Raw genomic sequence first — 17,065 nt, 5'->3', positions numbered from 1 at the left:
ACGCGGGGCAAGCCCGCTCGCCACAACAAGCCCGCTCGCCATAGAGAGCCCATTCGTCACCACGATGCCCGCCTGGTCCAACGCTTCACGGGTGGCTTCCACCAGTTCCAGGGCGCCAGGGGTGTCGCTGTGCAGGCAGATGGAGTCGAATTCAATAAACAGGTCTTCACCTTCTACGGTACGCACCAGCCCCGTCTGACACGCCCGTAGGACACGGGCCGCGACCGTGGCCGGATCCAGCGCACGTACGTTGCGGGTAAACACAATGGAGCCGGTCAGATCGTACTCACGGTCGGCATAGAATTCGCGCACCACCGGTTGCCCGAGTTCCTTGGCCACGCGCCAGATCACCGAGTTGGGCATGCAGTACAGCAGCAGCGTCGGCTCGATGATTTGCAGGTTCTGTACCAGCAGGCGCGCGGCTTCTTCGTCGCGGGCCAGGTGCATGTAGAGCGCGCCGTGAGGCTTGATATGTTGCAGGGTCATGCCCTGGGCGCGGGCGATTTCACGCAGGGCGCCCAGTTGATAGAGCATGTCGTCCACCAGTTCCTGGGCCGGCGCATTGATATGCCGACGACCGAAGCCCACCAGGTCGCGAAAGCCCGGGTGTGCGCCGATGGCTACCCCCAATTGCTTGGCGCGCGCGACGGTGCGGCGCATGGTGCCAGGATCACCGGCATGGAAGCCGGTGGCGATATTGGCCGAGCTGATATAGGCCATCAACTCCGCGTCGACGTCGTCGCCGATGGTCCAGGGCCCGAAGCCTTCGCCCATGTCTGAATTGAAATCCACTGCCTGCATCGGGAACGCTCCGCCAAAAGGTGATGCTCGAAAGTAGGCTGCGGCTTGACCCCTTGGGAAGATCTATTATCAGATGGCCTATCTTCTGAAAATCAGATAAAGCCATGTCCCTGACCTTGCGCCAAATCCGCTACTTCGTCGCCACCGCCGAAATCGGCCAGATTTCCCAGGCGGCGATTCACCTGAACATCTCCCAGTCTGCCGTCACCACGGCGATCAAGGAGCTGGAAGGCCTGCTCGGCGTGCAGCTGTTTGTGCGCTCGGCCCAGGGCATGAACCTCACCGATGCCGGGCGGCATTTTCTCAACCGCGCCTATGTGATTGTGCGCAGTGTCGACGACGCACTGAACAGCCCGTTGCCCGACTACCGCGCCAGTGGCGTGCTGCGCCTGGCGGCCAGCTACACGGTGCTGGGTTACTTCCTGCCGCACCACTTGCAGCGCATGGAACACTGGCACCCGGATGTGACCCTCGAGGTGTTCGAGCAGGAGCGCCAGGCCATCGAACAGGGCTTGCTCGATGGCCAGTTCGACATGGCCGTGGTCCTCACCGCGAACCTCACCCACCCGGCGATCGTCTCGGAGATCCTGTTCAACTCGGAACGTCGTTTATGGCTACCCAGCCATCACCCGTTGTGCGAGCGCGGCGCCGTGAGCCTGGCGGATGTGGCACAGGAGCCGTACATCCTGCTCACCGTCGATGAAGCCGAACACAGCGCCATGCGCTATTGGGAACAGGCCGGGCAAACACCCAAGGTGCGGCTGCGCACCAGCTCGGTGGAGGCGGTGCGCAGCATGGTCGCCAATGGCAGCGGCGTGGCGATCCTGTCGGACCTGGTGCACCGGCCCTGGTCGCTGGAAGGCAAGCGCATCGAAACCCTGACCATCACCGACCCCGTCACGCCCATGAGCGTCGGCCTGGCCTGGCACCGCGAGCGCGCCTTTACCCCGGCAATGCAGGCGTTTCGCGATTACTTCCACGATGCCTTCCTGGCGCCGCAACAGCTGTCGGCGCGGCGTTAAAGCTGCGAATGCAGAATGCCCGCCAGCCAGTCCATGAACACCCGCACCCGCAGCGGTAGATGCCGTTGCCCGGCGTAGAGCAGGGACACATCCAGCGGCGGGGCTGGATAGTCCGGCAGGACCGCCACCAGTTCACCGCTCGCCAACGCTTCGCCCATGCCCAGGGCCGGCACCTGAATAATCCCGAAGCCGCCCAGGCAGGCAGACTTGTAGCCATCGGTGCTGTTGACCGTGACCCGCCCGGCCATGGGGATGCGCAGCACCTTGTTGCCCTGCACGTACTCAAACCCCGCCGAGCGTGAACCCAACGGCCGCACATAATGCACCAGGTGGTGATCGGCCAGGTCAGCCAGTGTCCGGGGCACGCCGTAGCGTTGCAGGTAGGTGGCGCTCGCGCAGTTGATCATCGGCATGCTGCACAGCAGCCGCGCCACCACGCTCTGGTCCGGCTGCGCGCCGACGCGCAGCACGCAATCGAAGCCTTCGGCGAGCAGGTCGACCTGGCGGTCGGTGGTGCTGATCTCCAGCTCGATCAGCGGGTGCGCGTCCATGAATTGCGGCAGACGCGGCAGGATCAGGTCCCGCGCCATCACGTTGGGCATGTCTACCCGAAGCCGCCCGGCCAGTTGCGCTTCGTCCTGGCGAAACAGTCCCTCCAATTCCTCCATGTGTGCGAGCAAATCCTTGCTGCGCTCATACAGCACGCGGCCGTCCTGGGTGGCTTGCACCTTGCGCGTGGTGCGCTGCAACAAGCGTGCGCCAAGCAGTTCTTCCAGTGCCTGCACATGCTCCGACACGGTGGAGCGCGGCAGGCCCAGGCTCTCGCCGGCACCGGTAAAACTCGACAGCTCAGTGACGCGCACGAAGGTGCGCAGCAGCTCCAGTTTGTTCATGGGATTGTTCGCCTTATTCGGCCAGTGATTCCGGTATAGCGCTGTTTATCACGTTATCCACGGACAAATACACTTCTTCCCACGATCACATCAGAGGACTGCACCATGACCCGTAAAATCGCATTGATCACCGGCGCCAGCCGTGGCCTGGGCAAAAACACCGCGCTGCACCTGGCGGCACAAGGCGTCGACATCATCGGCACTTACCACAGCAAGGCCGATGAAGCGCAGGCATTGGTCGCACAGATCGAACAGCTGGGCGGCCGTGCCGCGATGCTGAAATTGGACGTGAGCCAGAGCGCGACGTTCGCTGATTTCGTCGGCGAGGTTGCTGGCGTGCTCAAGGATGTTTTCGCACAGGACCGCTTCGATTTTCTGATCAACAACGCCGGTATCGGCATTCACGCCAGCTTCGCCGAGACCACCGAAGCGCAGTTCGATCAGTTGGTGGCGATCCAATTCAAGGGTCCGTTTTTCCTGACCCAACAGCTGTTGCCATTGATCCGTGACGGTGGGCGCATCCTCAATATTTCCAGTGGCCTGGCGCGCTTCAGCCTGCCCGGCTACGCCGCCTACGCCGCCATGAAAGGCGCGATGGAAGTGCTGACCCGCTACCAGGCCAAAGAGCTGGGCGGCCGTGGCATCAGCGTTAACATCCTGGCCCCCGGCGCCATTGAAACCGACTTCGGCGGTGGTGCCGTGCGCGACAACGCCAACCTCAACGCCATGGTCGCCAGCAACACCGCCTTGGGCCGCGCCGGGTTACCGGACGATATTGGCGGCGCGATTGCCAGCCTGCTCGCCGACGGTAGTGCCTGGATCACCGGCCAGCGTATCGAGGCGTCGGGCGGTATGTTTCTGTAGGAGCTTGTCGCGCAGCACGTCATAACCCCAGTGATACACATAGGTGTACGGCAGGAAAAACAGCAGTACACCTATGTCGAGGATAAACGCCTGCACCAGGCTGATGTTCAGCCAGGCGGCAATCAGCGGCACACACACCAGGATCAAACCGCCTTCAAACATCAGGGCATGCAGCACGCGGGTCCAGCCGTTGTTGGCCAGTTGCAGGCGCGCCTTGAGGCGGTCGAACAGGCCGTTGAAAATCACGTTCCAGGTCAGCGCCAACAGGCTGATCGCCAGGGTGACCATGCCCATCTCCAGGGCAGGCTTGTCCATGATCCACGCCAGCAACGGGGTGCAGATCAACAACGCCAGGGCTTCGAAACCAATGGCTTGGCAAACGCGTTCAGTAATCGACTTGGTAGGGTTCATGACCCGGCTCCGTGAGTGACGATGGTTGCCATCATTACCCTTTGACTCGATACTTCATAACCAATAACCATCGACCAAGGCGATAGTCATGGCCTCTAACGAAGTGCTGCAGGCGTTTGTGCAGGCGGCCACCCAAGGCTCGTTTTCGGCGGCGGCGCGCAAGCTCGGCAAGAGCCAGTCCACCGTCAGCGCGGCCGTGGCGAGCCTGGAGATTGACCTGGATGTGGTGCTGTTTGATCGCAGCAGCCGCAAGCCGACGCTGACGCCGGCGGGCCATGTGTTGCTGCAACGGGCCGAGCAGGTGCTGGAGGCCAGCAGCCGCCTGGAATTGGCGGCGAGCCAGTTGGCCCAGGGGTTGGAGCCGAAGCTGAGTATCGCCATGTCCGATACCTATCAGTCCGACCGTTTCGAGGTCGCCCTCAGCGCGTTTGAACAGCGCTACCCGGACCTTGAACTGGAATGCCTGATCGCCGAATGCGAAGACCTGATCGCCCTGGTCCAAAGCGGCCGAGCGCAGATCGCATTTATTGAACACCAGGACGAGTACCCGCCAGACCTGACCCGCGCGCCCGTGGACGAGCGCACCGAAATTGCCCTGTTCGTCTCACCCAGACATCCGCTGGCAGGCGTTGATACCCTCACCGCGCATGCCCTGCAACAGCACCGCGAATTGCGCCTGGCAAGCATCATCAACCCGAATGAAACCCGCGCCAACGGCCGTGTCTGGTCGGCCCCCAGTTACCTGATGCTGTTGGAGATGGCCCAGTTGGGTTTCGGCTGGGCACCGATTCCACGCTGGCTGGTGGAGCGCTTTGGTGGCGGGCAACTGGTCGAACTCAAGGCACGCGGTTGGCCGCGCTCGGTGGCGGTGGATGCACTGTGGTCACGGCATCATCCGCCAGGGCCGGCGGGGAGTTGGTTGCTGGGGAAGATGTTGGAGTGATTTTTTTCAATCTTCATTGCTTGGGGGATTGAGTTCGGCCAGGCGGTGTTCAAGGAAATGCTTTTCCGGGATCTGCTGGGTCAGCGACAGGGCTTTTTCGTAGGCTGTCCGGGCCTCTTCCACCCGCCCCAACTGCCGGCAAAACTCGCCCCGCGCCGAATGTGCCAAGTGGTAATCCAGCAACTCCCCGCGCGCCAGAATGCCTTCCACCAACTGCAACCCCGCCAGCGGCCCTTCGCGCATGGCCACCGCCACGGCGCGGTTCAACTCGATCACCGGCGACGGTACCGCCCTGAGCAACACATCGTAGAGCCCGATAATCTGCGGCCAATCCGTTTCCCCGGCGCTGGGTGCCTCGGCATGTACCGCCGCGATCGCGGCTTGCAGGCAATACGGGCCAAAGCCCCGCTGGGTCAGTGCCTGTTCCACCAGCGCGCAACCTTCAGCCACCAAGCACACATCCCACCGCGTACGGTCCTGTTCATCCAACACCACCAATTCACCGCTGGCCGAGGTGCGCGCCGCGCGGCGGGATTCGTGCAGCAGCATCAGCGCCAGCAGGCCCATCACTTCCGGTTCCGGCAGCAATTCCAAGAGCAGGCGGCCGAGGCGAATGGCTTCACGGGTCAGTTCCTCGCGCGTGAGGTCCGCGCCCATAGACGCCGAATAGCCTTCGTTGAAGACCAGGTAAATCACGCGCAGCACGCTGTCGAGGCGCTCGGGCAACTCGGCCAGTGACGGCACTTGATAAGGGATTTTGGCCTCGCGAATCTTGCCTTTGGCCCGCACGATGCGTTGGGCGATGGTGGTCGGGGTGGCCAGAAAGGCGCGGGCGATTTCCTCGGTAGTGAGGTCGCAGATCTCACGCAAGGTCAGCGCCGCCTGGGCGTCGGCCGCCAACGCTGGGTGGCAGCAGGTGAAGATCAGGCGCAGGCGGTCGTCTTCCACGTCCTCAACGCTCCAGTCGGCGGCTTCCAGTGTGTCGGCCTGCGCCTGCAACAAGGGCGCAAAACGGGCTTGGCGGCGCAGGCGGTCGATGGCCTTGAAGCGCCCGGTCGACACCAGCCAGGCCCGTGGGTTGTCCGGCACGCCCTCTTGCGGCCAGCGCTCGACCGCGACGAAAAACGCCTCGTGCAAGGCTTCTTCGGCGAGGTCGAAATCCCCCAGCAGGCGGATCAGGGTGGCGAGGACGCGCCGGGACTCACTGCGGTAGATCGCCTCGATGGGAGGCGTCAATCGCGCATGCCCTGGGTCACCAGCGTCACCAGGCGGTCCAGGCTCTGGCCCCAGCCGTCGTGAAAGCCCATGGCTTCGTGGGCCTGCTTGTCTTCGGCGCTCCAGTGCATGGCGCGGGCGGTGTAGAGAGTCTTGTTGCCCTCGACTTCCTGCAGGGTCACTTCGGCGGTCATGAACGGTTTGCCCGAGGGGATCCAGCCCGGCGTATAGGCGTCGGTAAACACCAGGCGTCGAGGGGCGACGATTTCCAGGAATACGCCCTGGGTCGGGTACTCACTGCCATCCGGCGCACGCATCAGGGTGCGAAACAGACCACCGACCCACAGGTTCATTTCGCACTCGGGGGTGGTCATGCCGTGGGGGCCCCACCATTGCTGCAATAAGGCGGGCTCGGTCCAGGCGCGGAACACCCGGCTGCGCGGCGCATCGATCACGCGGCTGATGGACAGTTCAAATTCGGCAGGTTGCGTAGGCATGGCTAAACCTCCTCAAGTCTTATGGTTGTTGTGTTCAGAGATTCAATTCGCGCACGGGGCGCACTTCCACACTGCCGACCCGGGCGGCCGGAATACCACCGGCCACCTGGATCGCGTCGTTCAAATCCTTGGCTTCGATCAGGTAGAAGCCGGCGAGCTGTTCCTTGGTTTCGGCAAACGGCCCGTCGGTGATCGACAGCTTGCCATTGCGCATGCGCACCGTGGTGGCGGTGGTGACCGACTCCAGCGGCTCGGCGGCGAGCATACGGCCGCTTTTTTGGATGGACTGCGCGTAGGCAAGGCATTCCGGGTCTGCGGGGCTGTCCGGCGAGGTGTGCAGCACCTGCTCGTTGCTGTAGATCAGGCAGAGGTATTTCATGTGCGTCTCCGTTTTCGGACTATTGACTATAGTTCGCGGCGCTCAAGGTTTCAGGTCGAACAATGCCGTGCCGCTTGCCATGTCGAACGGCGCCGACCAATGCTCATGCACCACCTTCCAGTCGCCGTTAAAACGTCGATAACCGGCCGTCACCCGCATCCAGCAGGCCTTCACTTCACCGTCCGGCCCGGCGCCGCCGCAGTGGGCCAGCCAGTGGGCGAATGCGCTGTCCTGGGACTCGACGATACGCAGTTCGTGGAACTCGAAAATACCTGGGCCAGGGCAGTGCTCCATGCAGGCTTCCCAGTGCGCACGGTAGGCGGCCTTGCCTTTGAATTGCAGGGCGGTGACGGCGTCGAACGAGACGATATCGTCGGCGTAATAGCTGACAATCTTGTCGATATTCCGGGAAAGCACGGCGTGCTTCCACTCTTCGATCAGGGTGTTGATTGCGGTACTCATGGCGATACTCCTTCGGCTTGGAAAATCACGGAAGACACCCTTAGTCGAACGGCCTGCGGGCAAATCGACAGCCCGTTGAAAAATAATGTCGTCCAGCACAAAACCGCTAGACTGCGCCCTTCTTTGCAGCTGTTCGGACACGCCGATGCAAACCCGCCTTGTCGCCTACGAGACGCTGAATGCTGTGCAACAACAGCACGTCAGCACCATCGAAGTTCATCCTGAGCAGTTGCCGTTTTCCGGCGACATGTATTGCGCCCTCAATTCACTGCTGGCCAAGCCCAGCCCCGGCGTCAAAGGCTTTGCCCTGCTGGCCGACGACACTCCGGTGGCCTTCCTCCTGCTTAAACGCCCGCCCTGCCTGCCCCACTGGGCCGATGAGCACAGCGCGACGCTGCACGCCTTGCAGGTGGATCGGCGACAGCAAGGGCGTGGGTTCGGCAAGGCGTGCTTGCAGGCGCTGCCGGCTGCGGCATTGCAGGCGTGGCCGCAGATCAAGGCGCTGGAGTTGTCGGTGGACACGGACAATGTGGCAGCGATGGGGCTGTATCTGGGCGCCGGATGGGTGGACAGCGGGGAGGCATATAAGGGGCGGGTTGGGTATGAGCGTAGGTTGAGGTGGATGTATGCGTCTTAACCATGGCTCTGCTGAGGGGCTGCGCAGCGGTAAGTTTGGGGGGCCGCTGCGCAGCCCAACGCGGGACAAGCCCGCTCGCCACAAAGGAAAGGGTTAAGCCAGTGCTTACTTGGGTTCTACAGGCAACCAGATCTCCACCGTCCCCGTCCCCTTGCGCCCATCAAAATCCGCGCTGTAGCGCTCGAAATCCGCCCCCGCCACCTTGTAGCCCGAGTGCGGCAACCACTCGAACATGATGCGCTCGTAGGTCTGCTCAAGTGCCTGCACCGGGCCGTAGTGCGGGAACACGGCGTAGTGGTGCGCAGCCAGTTCGACGCACTCGAAGTTGCTCGGCACATCGCCTTTGGACGGTACTTCCACCCCGGCCATGTAATCGAATTCGCCGTGGCTGGGGTTATGGCAAACACCGTAGGTCACGCCGCCGATGCGTTGCTTGATGGCTTTGATGCTGTCGTCGAACACGCCCCATAGCTTGGGGATATCGCCCGCAGTGGCCTTTGAATAACGCCCTTGCACTCCAGCGATCACCAGGGCCTTGCCCTCTTCCATGCGTGGCTCTAACGGTTGTTTTGTCTGCTGATCCATACGAACAGTCTCCTTCTTATGAGGGAACAAACCCGTATCGAGTATAGGGGCATATCCTTGCAGTACTCCATGCAGAAAATTTTCCTACGTATCTGGACAACTGGCCATCATCGACCGTATTGTCTGCTCCGCAGGCCACCGCAGTGGCCGACGTCGCTCGGACGGTTCCGGGCGCTTACGTACTCTCGAGGCAACAATGGCCGACCAAGGTTCGCCGCGCCGCTTTGCGCGCATAGATCGACTCCCCCCTTACGTTTTCAATATCACTGCCGAGCTGAAGATGGCTGCGCGTCGGCGCGGCGAAGACATCATCGACTTGAGCATGGGTAACCCTGACGGCGCCACGCCTCCACACATCGTGGAAAAAATGGTCACCGTCGCCCAACGTGAAGACACCCACGGCTACTCCACCTCCAAAGGCATTCCGCGCCTGCGCCGCGCTATTTCGCGCTGGTACAAAGACCGCTATGAAGTGGACATCGACCCCGAAACCGAAGCCATCGTCACCATCGGTTCCAAGGAAGGCCTGGCACACTTGATGCTGGCCACCCTGGACCAGGGCGACACGGTGCTGGTGCCCAACCCGAGCTACCCGATTCATATCTACGGTGCCGTGATTGCCGGCGCCCAGGTCCGTTCGGTGCCGCTGATTCCTGGCGTGGACTTCTTCGCCGAGCTGGAGCGGGCGATTCGTGGGTCGATTCCGAAGCCAAAGATGATGATCCTCGGCTTCCCGTCCAACCCGACTGCGCAGTGCGTGGAGTTGGATTTCTTCGAACGGGTGATCGCCCTGGCCAAGCAGTACGACGTACTGGTGGTGCATGACCTGGCCTACGCCGACATCGTCTACGACGGCTGGAAAGCCCCATCGATCATGCAAGTGCCCGGCGCCAAGGACATTGCGGTGGAGTTCTTCACCCTGTCCAAAAGCTACAACATGGCCGGTTGGCGCATCGGTTTCATGGTGGGCAACCCGGAGCTGGTCAACGCCCTGGCGCGGATCAAGAGCTACCACGACTATGGCACCTTCACCCCACTGCAGGTGGCGGCCATCGCGGCATTGGAAGGCGACCAGCAGTGCGTAAAAGACATCGCCGAGCAGTACCGCCAGCGCCGCAATGTGCTGGTCAAGGGCCTGCATGAGCTGGGCTGGATGGTGGAGAATCCGAAGGCGTCGATGTATGTCTGGGCGAAGATCCCCGAGGCGTATGCCGCCATGGGCTCGCTGGAATTTGCCAAGAAACTGCTGCTGGAGGCGAAGGTGTGTGTGTCGCCGGGGATTGGTTTTGGTGAGTATGGCGACGATCACGTGCGCTTTGCGCTGATCGAGAACCAGGACCGGATTCGCCAGGCGGTGCGCGGGATTCGCGGGATGTTCCGGGCGGATGGGTTGGTCACTAAAGCCTGACCCGATCCACCTGAACAAATGTGGTCAAAATGTGGGAGGGGCTTGCCCCCTCCCACAGTTGCATTGGGTTTTCACCCTTGCTGCCGGTGTGTCGGTTAGACCACCAACGACAGCAGCATGATAAAGATCAACGCCACAATGGACAGGATGGTCTCCATCGCCGTCCAGGTCTTGAAGGTCTCGGCCACGGTCATGTTGAAGTACTGCTTCACCAGCCAGAACCCCGCATCGTTGACGTGCGACAGGATCAACGAACCCGCCCCCGTCGCCAACACCAGCAGCTCACGGTTAACCCCCGGAATCATCCCCACCACCGGCACTACGATGCCCGCGCCGGTAATGGTCGCCACGGTGGCCGAACCTGTCGCCACACGAATCACCGCCGCCACCAGCCACGCCAGCAGGATCGGGTTGATCTGTGCGTTCACCGCCATATGGCCGATCACGTCACCCACGCCGCTGGTCACCAGCATCTGCTTGAAGCCACCACCGGCACCGATGATCAGGATGATCGCAGCGGTCGGCGCAAGGCTGGCGTCGAGCAGCTTGAGGATCTGCTTGGAATGAATGCCCTGGCGGCTGCCAAAGGTGTACAGCGACAGCAGCAACGCCAGCAGCAAGGCGGTGATCGGGTGACCGATCATGTCCATCCAGTTGCGCACCACGTTGCCTTCGGCAAAGGCGATGTCGGCGAAGGTTTTGAGCAGCATCAGGAACACCGGCAACAGCACGGTGACCAGGGTGATACTGAAGCTCGGCAGGTTTTTGTTCTCAGGCTCGCGGGCCAGTTGGTCGACCAGTTCCTGGGACGGGTTGCCCGGGATGTACTTGGCGATAAACGTACCGAAGATCGGGCCAGCGATGATGGCAGTCGGCAGCGCGACGATCAGGCCATACAGGATGGTCTTGCCGATGTCGGCGCCAAACACGCCGATGGCCAGCAGCGGGCCCGGGTGCGGCGGCACCAGGCCATGGACTGCCGACAGGCCGGCGAGCAACGGGATGCCGATCTTGATCAGCGACACGCCGGTGCGGCGCGCCACGATAAACACCAGCGGGATCAGCAGCACAAAGCCGATCTCGAAGAACAGCGGAATGCCCACCAGGAACGCGGCGAACATCATCGCCCACTGGACCTTTTCTTTGCCGAAGGCACGGATCAGGGTCTGGGCGATCTGATCGGCGCCACCGGATTCGGCCATCATCTTGCCGAGCATCGTGCCCAGCGCGAGGATGATGCCGACAAAGCCGAGCACCCCGCCGAAACCGTCCTGGAACGCCTTGATGATCTTGTCCACTGGCATGCCCGAGGTCAGGCCAAGGAAGCCTGCCGCGATGATCAGCGCAATGAACGGGTGAACCTTGAACCGGGTGATCAATACAATCAGCCCGATGATGGTGACCACTGCATCTAGCAGCAGGTACGACTCGTGGGACATGCCAAACATGGGGGGTCTCTCCTGTTTGTTGTTGTTATTAAAGCGGGTGTTGAATTTCCTGCCGGGGATAGCGCTATCTTTTCCGGCAAAAAATTAATGAGTAGGTTCAAAGCCGTGCTTGAGCCACCAGGCGTTGGTTTGCCTGGCCAGTTCCTCGACGCTGTCTTCGCTGGCGTTGAGGGCCAGGGTCAATGGCTCGCCCTTGGGCGATTCGAGGGTGGCGAACTGGCTGTCGATGAGGCTTGCCGGCATGAAATGGTCGGGGCGATGGGACACGCGGTCGGCAGCGACTTCACGGGTCAGTTCCAGAAACACAAAGCCCAGGCCCGGCGCGGCTTCACGCAGGTGGTCACGGTATTTCTTTTTCAGTGCGGAACAGGTGAGTACCGGGTGTTCACCGGCTTTGAGCGAACGGCGCAGTTCATCGCACAGGATGTCGAGCCAGCCGGCGCGGTCGTCGTCGTTGAGGGGGTGGCCGGCGCTCATCTTTTCGATGTTCGCGGCAGGGTGAAAGCTGTCGCCTTCAATGGCGGTGGCGCCGTTCAGCTGGCACAGGGCCTCGCTGACACTGGTCTTGCCACAGCCGGCGACGCCCATGATGACCAGGGCGGTAACAGGTTGACTCATGGAACACCTCAGGACGCAGATAGCGCTACCTTTGCACACCGTAAGGCGAGTGCAAAAACAGGCTTTTCCCGCGCCGTCTTGTCTTTTTTTATGGAGTGACGCGTGCATCCGCTCCAATCATTTGAACCGGATCAGGCAACCCAAAGTTCAATAATTTGCAGCCATTTGGAGACAGCGCTACCTTAGTGCCTCGATTTTTGTTTGGCAAGCCGCCTGATGACCTCCAAGAACGATAAAAATACACGCACCACCGGTCGCCCTACCCTCAATGAAGTCGCACGCCTGGCTGGCGTCAGCCCGATTACTGCCTCCCGTGCCCTGCGCGGCATCAGCACGGTGGCCATCGAGCTGGTAGAAAAAGTCCAGCACGCCGCCGCCGAACTCAACTATGTGGTCAACCCTGCCGCTCGCGCCCTGGCTTCGGCCCAGAGCCATTCAGTAGTGGTGTTGGTGCCGTCGTTGTCCAACCTGCTGTTTATCGAAACCCTCGAAGCCATTCACCAGGTCCTGCGGCCCAAGGGCTTTGAAGTGCTGATCGGCAACTCCCACTATTCGCGTGACGAAGAAGAAAACCTGCTGCGCAACTACATGGCCTACCAGCCTCGCGGACTGTTGTTGACCGGCTTCGATCGTACCGAAAGCGCCCGACGGATGGTCGAGGCCAGTAATGTGCCGTGTGTGTACATGATGGACCTCGACCCCAACGCCGGCGTGAACTGCGTGGGCTTCTCGCAGTTGGCGGCAGGTGAGACAGCCGCCGCGCATTTGATCTCCCGTGGGCGCAAGCGCCTGGCGTATATCGGCGCGCAACTGGACCAACGCACCTTGCTGCGCGGTGAAGGTTTTCGCCGTGCGCTGCAACAGGCCGGCCTGTACGACCCGGCGCTGGAACTGCTGACGCCACGCCCTTCCTCCGTGGGCCTGGGCGGCGAGCTGTTTTTGCAACTGCTAGCGGCACATCCGGATGTGGATGCGATCTTCTTCGGCAACGACGACCTGGCCCAGGGCGCGCTGCTGGAAGCCATGCGCCACGGTATCAAGGTGCCAGAGCGCGTCGCAGTGCTGGGCTTCAACGACTTGCCGGCCTCGTCGTTCATGGTGCCGCGCCTGAGCAGCATCAGCACGCCCAGGGAAGCGATTGGCCGGCGAGCGGCAGAGCATTTGTTGACGATCATGGCGGGCAACAAAATCGCCAAGCCGGTGGTGGATATGGGGTTTGAGTTGCAGGTGCGGGAAAGCACGTAGTCCCTCCCACATTTTTAACCGTGCCCGCTTGGCCCCTGCTAGATTGGCTGTTCTCCACCGCAAGGAAAGCACCATGGCACACTCACTGAAAATCTTGGGCCGCACGTCCTCCATCAACGTGCGAAAAGTGCTCTGGACCTGCCAGGAACTGGGCATCGACTATGTTCGCGAAGACTGGGGCATCGGCTTCAAGCCCACCCAGTCCGCCGAATTCCTCGCCCTGAACCCCAATGCCCAGATACCGGTGCTGATCGACGACCATGGCGTGCTGTGGGAATCCAACACCATCTGCCGCTACCTCGTGAACCTCTATCAACGCCATGACCTGCTACCCGTCGAGCCCGCACCACGGGCCCGCGTCGAGCAGTGGATCGACTGGCAAGCCGTCGAACTCAACCGCGCCTGGGGCGATGCCTTTACCGCCCTGGTACGCAATAACCCGGACGGCCTGGACGCAGCGCAGATTGCCGCTGCCGTGCAACGATGGAACGACAAGATGGGCATCCTCGAGCAACAACTGACCAGGACCGACGCCTTTGTTGCCGGCGATGAATTCACCCTCGCCGACATCCTCATCGGCCTCTCGGTGCACCGCTGGCAGATGACGCCCATGGAGCGCCCGCCCTACCCCGCCATTGCCGCCTACTACCAGCGCCTCGGCCAGCACCAGGGTTTCCAGCTCTTCGCCCTCGACGGGCATAACTAAGGACATGCACGTGAAAGGACTCAACGTACTGCTCACCGGCGCTTGCGGCAGAATCGGCAAGACGTTTTTCGAAGCCTCGAAAGACCGCTACCGTTTCACCCTCACCGACCGCATCGCGCCAGATTTCGACCTGGGCGAACACCGCTTCGTACACGCTGACCTCAGCGACAAAGCCAGCCTCGCCAGCCTGCTCGAAGGTATCGACGTGATCGTGCACCTGTCGGGCATCCCCCACGCCAGCGCGTCGTTCGACGAACTGCTGCCGAACAATATCCTCGCCACCACCTACCTGTTCGAAGCCGCCGTGGCTGCGGGCGTGCAACGCCTGGTGTTCGCCAGCAGCGCGCAAACTATCGAAGGCTATCCGGTAGACCGGCAGATCACCCCGGGCATGCAGGTGATGCCGGCCAACCTGTACGGCGTGAGCAAATGCTACGGCGAAGCGTTGTGCGCCTTCTACGCGGCAAAAACCCCGCTGTCGACGATTGCCCTGCGCATCGGCGCGTTCGAATTCGTTGAAACCCACGATCTGAACAACGCCCGCGACCTCAGTGCCTGGCTCAGCCCGCGGGATGCCGTGCACCTGCTGCAACGCTCGGTGGAGGCCGTCGGTGTGAAGCACCTGATCGCCCACGGCATTTCCAATAACCGCTTCAAGCGCCTGGACCTGAGCGAAACCACGCGGGTGTTGGGTTACCATCCGCTGGACGATGCTTTTCAGACCTTCGATATCCCCATCACTGACTGAGTTTTTCCCGCCATGCCAGCACTTCCCGCTACAGACGGCATCGACCCGATCCGCGCCGCCCATATCAGCGCGCGTATCGACCGCCTGCCCGCCGTCGCCACGGTCTGGCGCCTGGTGGCGCTGCTGTCGATCGGCGGCTTTTTCGAGCTGTATGACTTGTTCCAGACCGCCTACATCAGCCCCGGTCTGATCAGCGACGGCATCTTCCATACCGGCAGCGAAGGCGTGTTTGGCTTCTCGGATCAGGCGGCATTCGCCTCGGCGACCTTCCTCGGCCTGTTCCTCGGCGCCAGCCTGCTCAGCCCCATCGCCGACCGTTTCGGGCGGCGGGCGATCTTCACCTTTGCCTTGATCTGGTACACCGTGGCGACGGTGTTGATGGGCATTCAAACGTCCGCCCTGGGGATTATCTGCATGCGCTTCCTGGTGGGCATTGGCCTGGGGATCGAGCTGGTGACGATTGACGCATACCTCTCGGAACTCGTGCCCAAACGCATGCGCAGCTCGGCGTTTGCCTTTGCGTTTTTTATCCAGTTTCTGTCGGTGCCAGCGGTGGCGTTGATGTCGTGGTGGCTGGTGCCCCAGGCGCCGTTCGGGGTTTCGGGCTGGCGCTGGGTGGTACTGAGCAGTGCGGTGTTTGCGTTGTTTATCTGGCAACTGCGCAAGCGCCTGCCGGAATCACCGCGCTGGCTGGCGCAGAAAGGCCGCTTCGAAGAAGCCGGTACGATCATGGACAGCCTGGAGGCGCGTTGCCAGAAAGATCACGGCAAGCCGCTGGATGAACCCGAACCCGAAGCGGTCAGTGTGCAAGGCAGCGGCCGGTTTGCCGACATCTGGCAACCGCCGTACCGCCGCCGAGCGTTGATGCTGATTGTGTTCCATGTGTTTCAGGCCATCGGCTTTTTTGGGTTCGGCAACTGGTTGCCGGCGCTGCTCTCGGGCCAGGGTGTCAGCGTGACCCACAGCTTGCTGTACGCCTTTATCATCACCCTAGCCTACCCGCTGGGGCCGCTGCTGTTCGTGAAGGTGGCCAACCGCTTTGAAAACAAATGGCAGATCGTCGGCTCGGCCATGGGCGCGGTGATCTTCGGTAGCCTGTTCGCGTTGCAGACCACGGCGGTGGGGCTGGTGATCTGCGGGGTGATGATCACCTTCTGCAACGCCTGGCTGAGCTTCAGTTACCACTCGTACCAGAGCGAGCTGTTCCCGACCAATATCCGCGCGCGGGCGGTGGGGTTCTGCTATTCGTTCAGCCGCTTGTCGACGGTGTTCAGCAGCCTGTTGATCGGTTTTATCCTCGAACACCTGGGCACGCCGGGCGTGTTGGCGTTTATTGCCAGCAGCATGTTGATCGTGATGATCACCATCAGTTGGTTCGGCCCGCGCACGCGCAACCTGGCCTTGGAAAATATCGCCCATTGACGGCAACGGTTGGCCGCCGGCGCGACAATGTTTGCCGCGGCGGCCAGGCCAACCCCAGTAAAACCGGGGTTATCGGACCCGGCATGTTATTTGCTCAAGCTATAGCACCGAACATTTTCCCAGGTGACCGATCATGCTGGTTAACAACAACACTCAAGCGGTGTCGACCGTTCAACAGATCAAGCGACCCGACATGGACCCTGCCAACGCCGCCGCCAGCGCGTTGTACAGCGGCGCACTGCAAGCCGCGCAGCAGAGCGTGACCGTGCCGGCCGCGCAGAAGGAATTGGACAAGGCTACCGACCGTATCGATGAAGCCTTCGCCAAGACCCGTGTGCAGTTGCAGGCCAGCACTGCGGCCACCCCCGCGACGACAGATATCCCCGCTACCGGCTCCACCACCAGCTCCGCGCGTGCAGACTTCACCGATTACATGAGCAAGACCCCAGCCGAACGCATCCGTGAGCAATTGCTCAAGGAACAAGGTTTGACCGAGGCAGATGTGCAAAACATGTCCCAGGAAAAGCAGGACGCCATTTCCAAGCAAGTGGCTGAGCGCTTGAAGCAGCAGCAAGAACAGCAGGTAGCGGCGAAGACCACTGACCCGCAGGCGCTGACCGTGAAAGAAACCCTGGCGGCGATCTAAGCCGCATGATCGTTTCCACGCTGTGTGAACTGACCCCACAAAGCTGGACGATTACATGTCTATGCCTGAGCGGCCTGAGTTCTGTATCCCACAGGACTCAGGCCATTTAGCTTCA

At 61.6% G+C, this 17,065-nt stretch carries 20 protein-coding genes; 10 read left to right on the top strand and 10 right to left on the bottom strand.

The window, feature by feature from the left end; genetic code table 11:
- A partial coding sequence (locus J1G35_RS29045; RefSeq protein ID WP_223016702.1) for a 5-oxoprolinase subunit PxpA occupies window positions 1-801 on the bottom strand: 801 nt, incomplete at its 3' end.
- A 104-nt stretch (window positions 802-905) separates the two neighbouring features.
- Here J1G35_RS29045 and J1G35_RS29040 point away from each other — a divergent pair.
- Window positions 906-1,823 (top strand): LysR family transcriptional regulator, encoded by a 918-nt coding sequence (locus tag J1G35_RS29040; protein ID WP_223016701.1) that lies wholly within the window; start codon window positions 906-908, stop codon window positions 1,821-1,823.
- On the opposite strand, the gene J1G35_RS29035 is transcribed toward J1G35_RS29040, so the two are convergent.
- Window positions 1,820-2,716 (bottom strand): LysR family transcriptional regulator, encoded by an 897-nt coding sequence (locus J1G35_RS29035; protein ID WP_223016700.1) that lies wholly within the window; start codon window positions 2,714-2,716, stop codon window positions 1,820-1,822. The genes J1G35_RS29040 and J1G35_RS29035 overlap by 4 nt on opposite strands.
- A 105-nt stretch (window positions 2,717-2,821) precedes the next feature.
- On the opposite strand from J1G35_RS29035, the gene J1G35_RS29030 reads away from it, so the two are divergent.
- Window positions 2,822-3,580, top strand: a complete 759-nt coding sequence (locus J1G35_RS29030; RefSeq protein WP_053139993.1) for an SDR family oxidoreductase — start codon at window positions 2,822-2,824, stop codon at window positions 3,578-3,580.
- Here the strand turns inward: J1G35_RS29030 and J1G35_RS29025 are convergent.
- Window positions 3,479-3,991 (bottom strand): multidrug/biocide efflux PACE transporter, encoded by a 513-nt coding sequence (locus tag J1G35_RS29025; protein WP_053139991.1) that lies wholly within the window; start codon window positions 3,989-3,991, stop codon window positions 3,479-3,481. The genes J1G35_RS29030 and J1G35_RS29025 overlap by 102 nt on opposite strands.
- Window positions 3,992-4,079: 88 nt before the next feature.
- On the opposite strand from J1G35_RS29025, the gene J1G35_RS29020 reads away from it, so the two are divergent.
- Complete coding sequence (locus tag J1G35_RS29020; protein WP_223016699.1) at window positions 4,080-4,934, top strand: LysR family transcriptional regulator; 855 nt, start codon at window positions 4,080-4,082, stop codon at window positions 4,932-4,934.
- A gap of 6 nt (window positions 4,935-4,940) precedes the next feature.
- On the opposite strand, the gene J1G35_RS29015 is transcribed toward J1G35_RS29020, so the two are convergent.
- From J1G35_RS29015 to J1G35_RS29000, 4 genes are read right to left on the bottom strand one after another with little or no spacing between them, the layout of a single operon-like run.
- Window positions 4,941-6,170: an RNA polymerase sigma factor gene (locus J1G35_RS29015; protein WP_223016698.1), complete on the bottom strand. Its 1,230-nt coding sequence runs from the start codon at window positions 6,168-6,170 to the stop codon at window positions 4,941-4,943.
- Window positions 6,167-6,646, bottom strand: coding sequence for an SRPBCC family protein (locus tag J1G35_RS29010; RefSeq protein WP_053139985.1), 480 nt, complete (start codon window positions 6,644-6,646; stop codon window positions 6,167-6,169). The genes J1G35_RS29015 and J1G35_RS29010 overlap by 4 nt, the downstream gene beginning before the upstream one ends.
- 34 nt (window positions 6,647-6,680) lie before the next feature.
- Complete coding sequence (locus J1G35_RS29005; RefSeq protein ID WP_053139983.1) at window positions 6,681-7,025, bottom strand: YciI family protein; 345 nt, start codon at window positions 7,023-7,025, stop codon at window positions 6,681-6,683.
- 42 nt (window positions 7,026-7,067) lie between these two features.
- Window positions 7,068-7,487, bottom strand: coding sequence for a nuclear transport factor 2 family protein (locus J1G35_RS29000; RefSeq protein ID WP_223016697.1), 420 nt, complete (start codon window positions 7,485-7,487; stop codon window positions 7,068-7,070).
- A gap of 145 nt (window positions 7,488-7,632) precedes the next feature.
- On the opposite strand from J1G35_RS29000, the gene J1G35_RS28995 reads away from it, so the two are divergent.
- Entirely contained in the window at window positions 7,633-8,124 is a 492-nt protein-coding gene (locus J1G35_RS28995; protein ID WP_223016696.1) for a GNAT family N-acetyltransferase, read from the top strand.
- A 105-nt stretch (window positions 8,125-8,229) separates the two neighbouring features.
- Here the strand turns inward: J1G35_RS28995 and J1G35_RS28990 are convergent, their stop codons facing one another.
- Complete coding sequence (locus J1G35_RS28990; RefSeq protein WP_223016695.1) at window positions 8,230-8,709, bottom strand: GyrI-like domain-containing protein; 480 nt, start codon at window positions 8,707-8,709, stop codon at window positions 8,230-8,232.
- A 196-nt stretch (window positions 8,710-8,905) separates the two neighbouring features.
- On the opposite strand from J1G35_RS28990, the gene alaC reads away from it, so the two are divergent.
- The gene (gene alaC / locus J1G35_RS28985) at window positions 8,906-10,117 is read left to right on the top strand and encodes an alanine transaminase (protein ID WP_053139975.1); all 1,212 of its coding nucleotides are present in this window, start codon (window positions 8,906-8,908) and stop codon (window positions 10,115-10,117) included.
- 95 nt (window positions 10,118-10,212) lie between these two features.
- On the opposite strand, the gene J1G35_RS28980 is transcribed toward alaC, so the two are convergent.
- Together J1G35_RS28980 and J1G35_RS28975 are read right to left on the bottom strand one after the other, a co-directional pair.
- Complete coding sequence (locus tag J1G35_RS28980; RefSeq protein ID WP_223016694.1) at window positions 10,213-11,565, bottom strand: GntP family permease; 1,353 nt, start codon at window positions 11,563-11,565, stop codon at window positions 10,213-10,215.
- A gap of 84 nt (window positions 11,566-11,649) precedes the next feature.
- Entirely contained in the window at window positions 11,650-12,183 is a 534-nt protein-coding gene (locus tag J1G35_RS28975; protein WP_053139971.1) for a gluconokinase, read from the bottom strand.
- A gap of 213 nt (window positions 12,184-12,396) precedes the next feature.
- On the opposite strand from J1G35_RS28975, the gene J1G35_RS28970 reads away from it, so the two are divergent.
- From J1G35_RS28970 to J1G35_RS28950, 5 genes are all read left to right on the top strand, one after another.
- The gene (locus tag J1G35_RS28970) at window positions 12,397-13,428 is read left to right on the top strand and encodes a LacI family DNA-binding transcriptional regulator (protein WP_167655187.1); all 1,032 of its coding nucleotides are present in this window, start codon (window positions 12,397-12,399) and stop codon (window positions 13,426-13,428) included.
- Window positions 13,429-13,501: 73 nt separating this feature from the next.
- Window positions 13,502-14,134, top strand: coding sequence for a glutathione S-transferase (locus J1G35_RS28965; RefSeq protein ID WP_223016693.1), 633 nt, complete (start codon window positions 13,502-13,504; stop codon window positions 14,132-14,134).
- Window positions 14,135-14,144: 10 nt separating this feature from the next.
- Window positions 14,145-14,882: an NAD(P)-dependent oxidoreductase gene (locus J1G35_RS28960; RefSeq protein ID WP_223016692.1), complete on the top strand. Its 738-nt coding sequence runs from the start codon at window positions 14,145-14,147 to the stop codon at window positions 14,880-14,882.
- A gap of 12 nt (window positions 14,883-14,894) precedes the next feature.
- Window positions 14,895-16,304, top strand: a complete 1,410-nt coding sequence (locus tag J1G35_RS28955; protein ID WP_223016691.1) for an MFS transporter — start codon at window positions 14,895-14,897, stop codon at window positions 16,302-16,304.
- 133 nt (window positions 16,305-16,437) lie between these two features.
- Entirely contained in the window at window positions 16,438-16,950 is a 513-nt protein-coding gene (locus tag J1G35_RS28950) for a hypothetical protein (RefSeq protein WP_223016690.1), read from the top strand.
- Window positions 16,951-17,065 lie beyond the last annotated feature (115 nt).

The organism is Pseudomonas sp. SH10-3B, assembly GCF_019891415.1.
Classification (GTDB): Bacteria; Pseudomonadota; Gammaproteobacteria; order Pseudomonadales; family Pseudomonadaceae; genus Aquipseudomonas.
The sequence above is the reverse complement of the archived record's forward strand: the minus strand, read 5'-3'. Positions and strand labels throughout refer to the sequence as shown.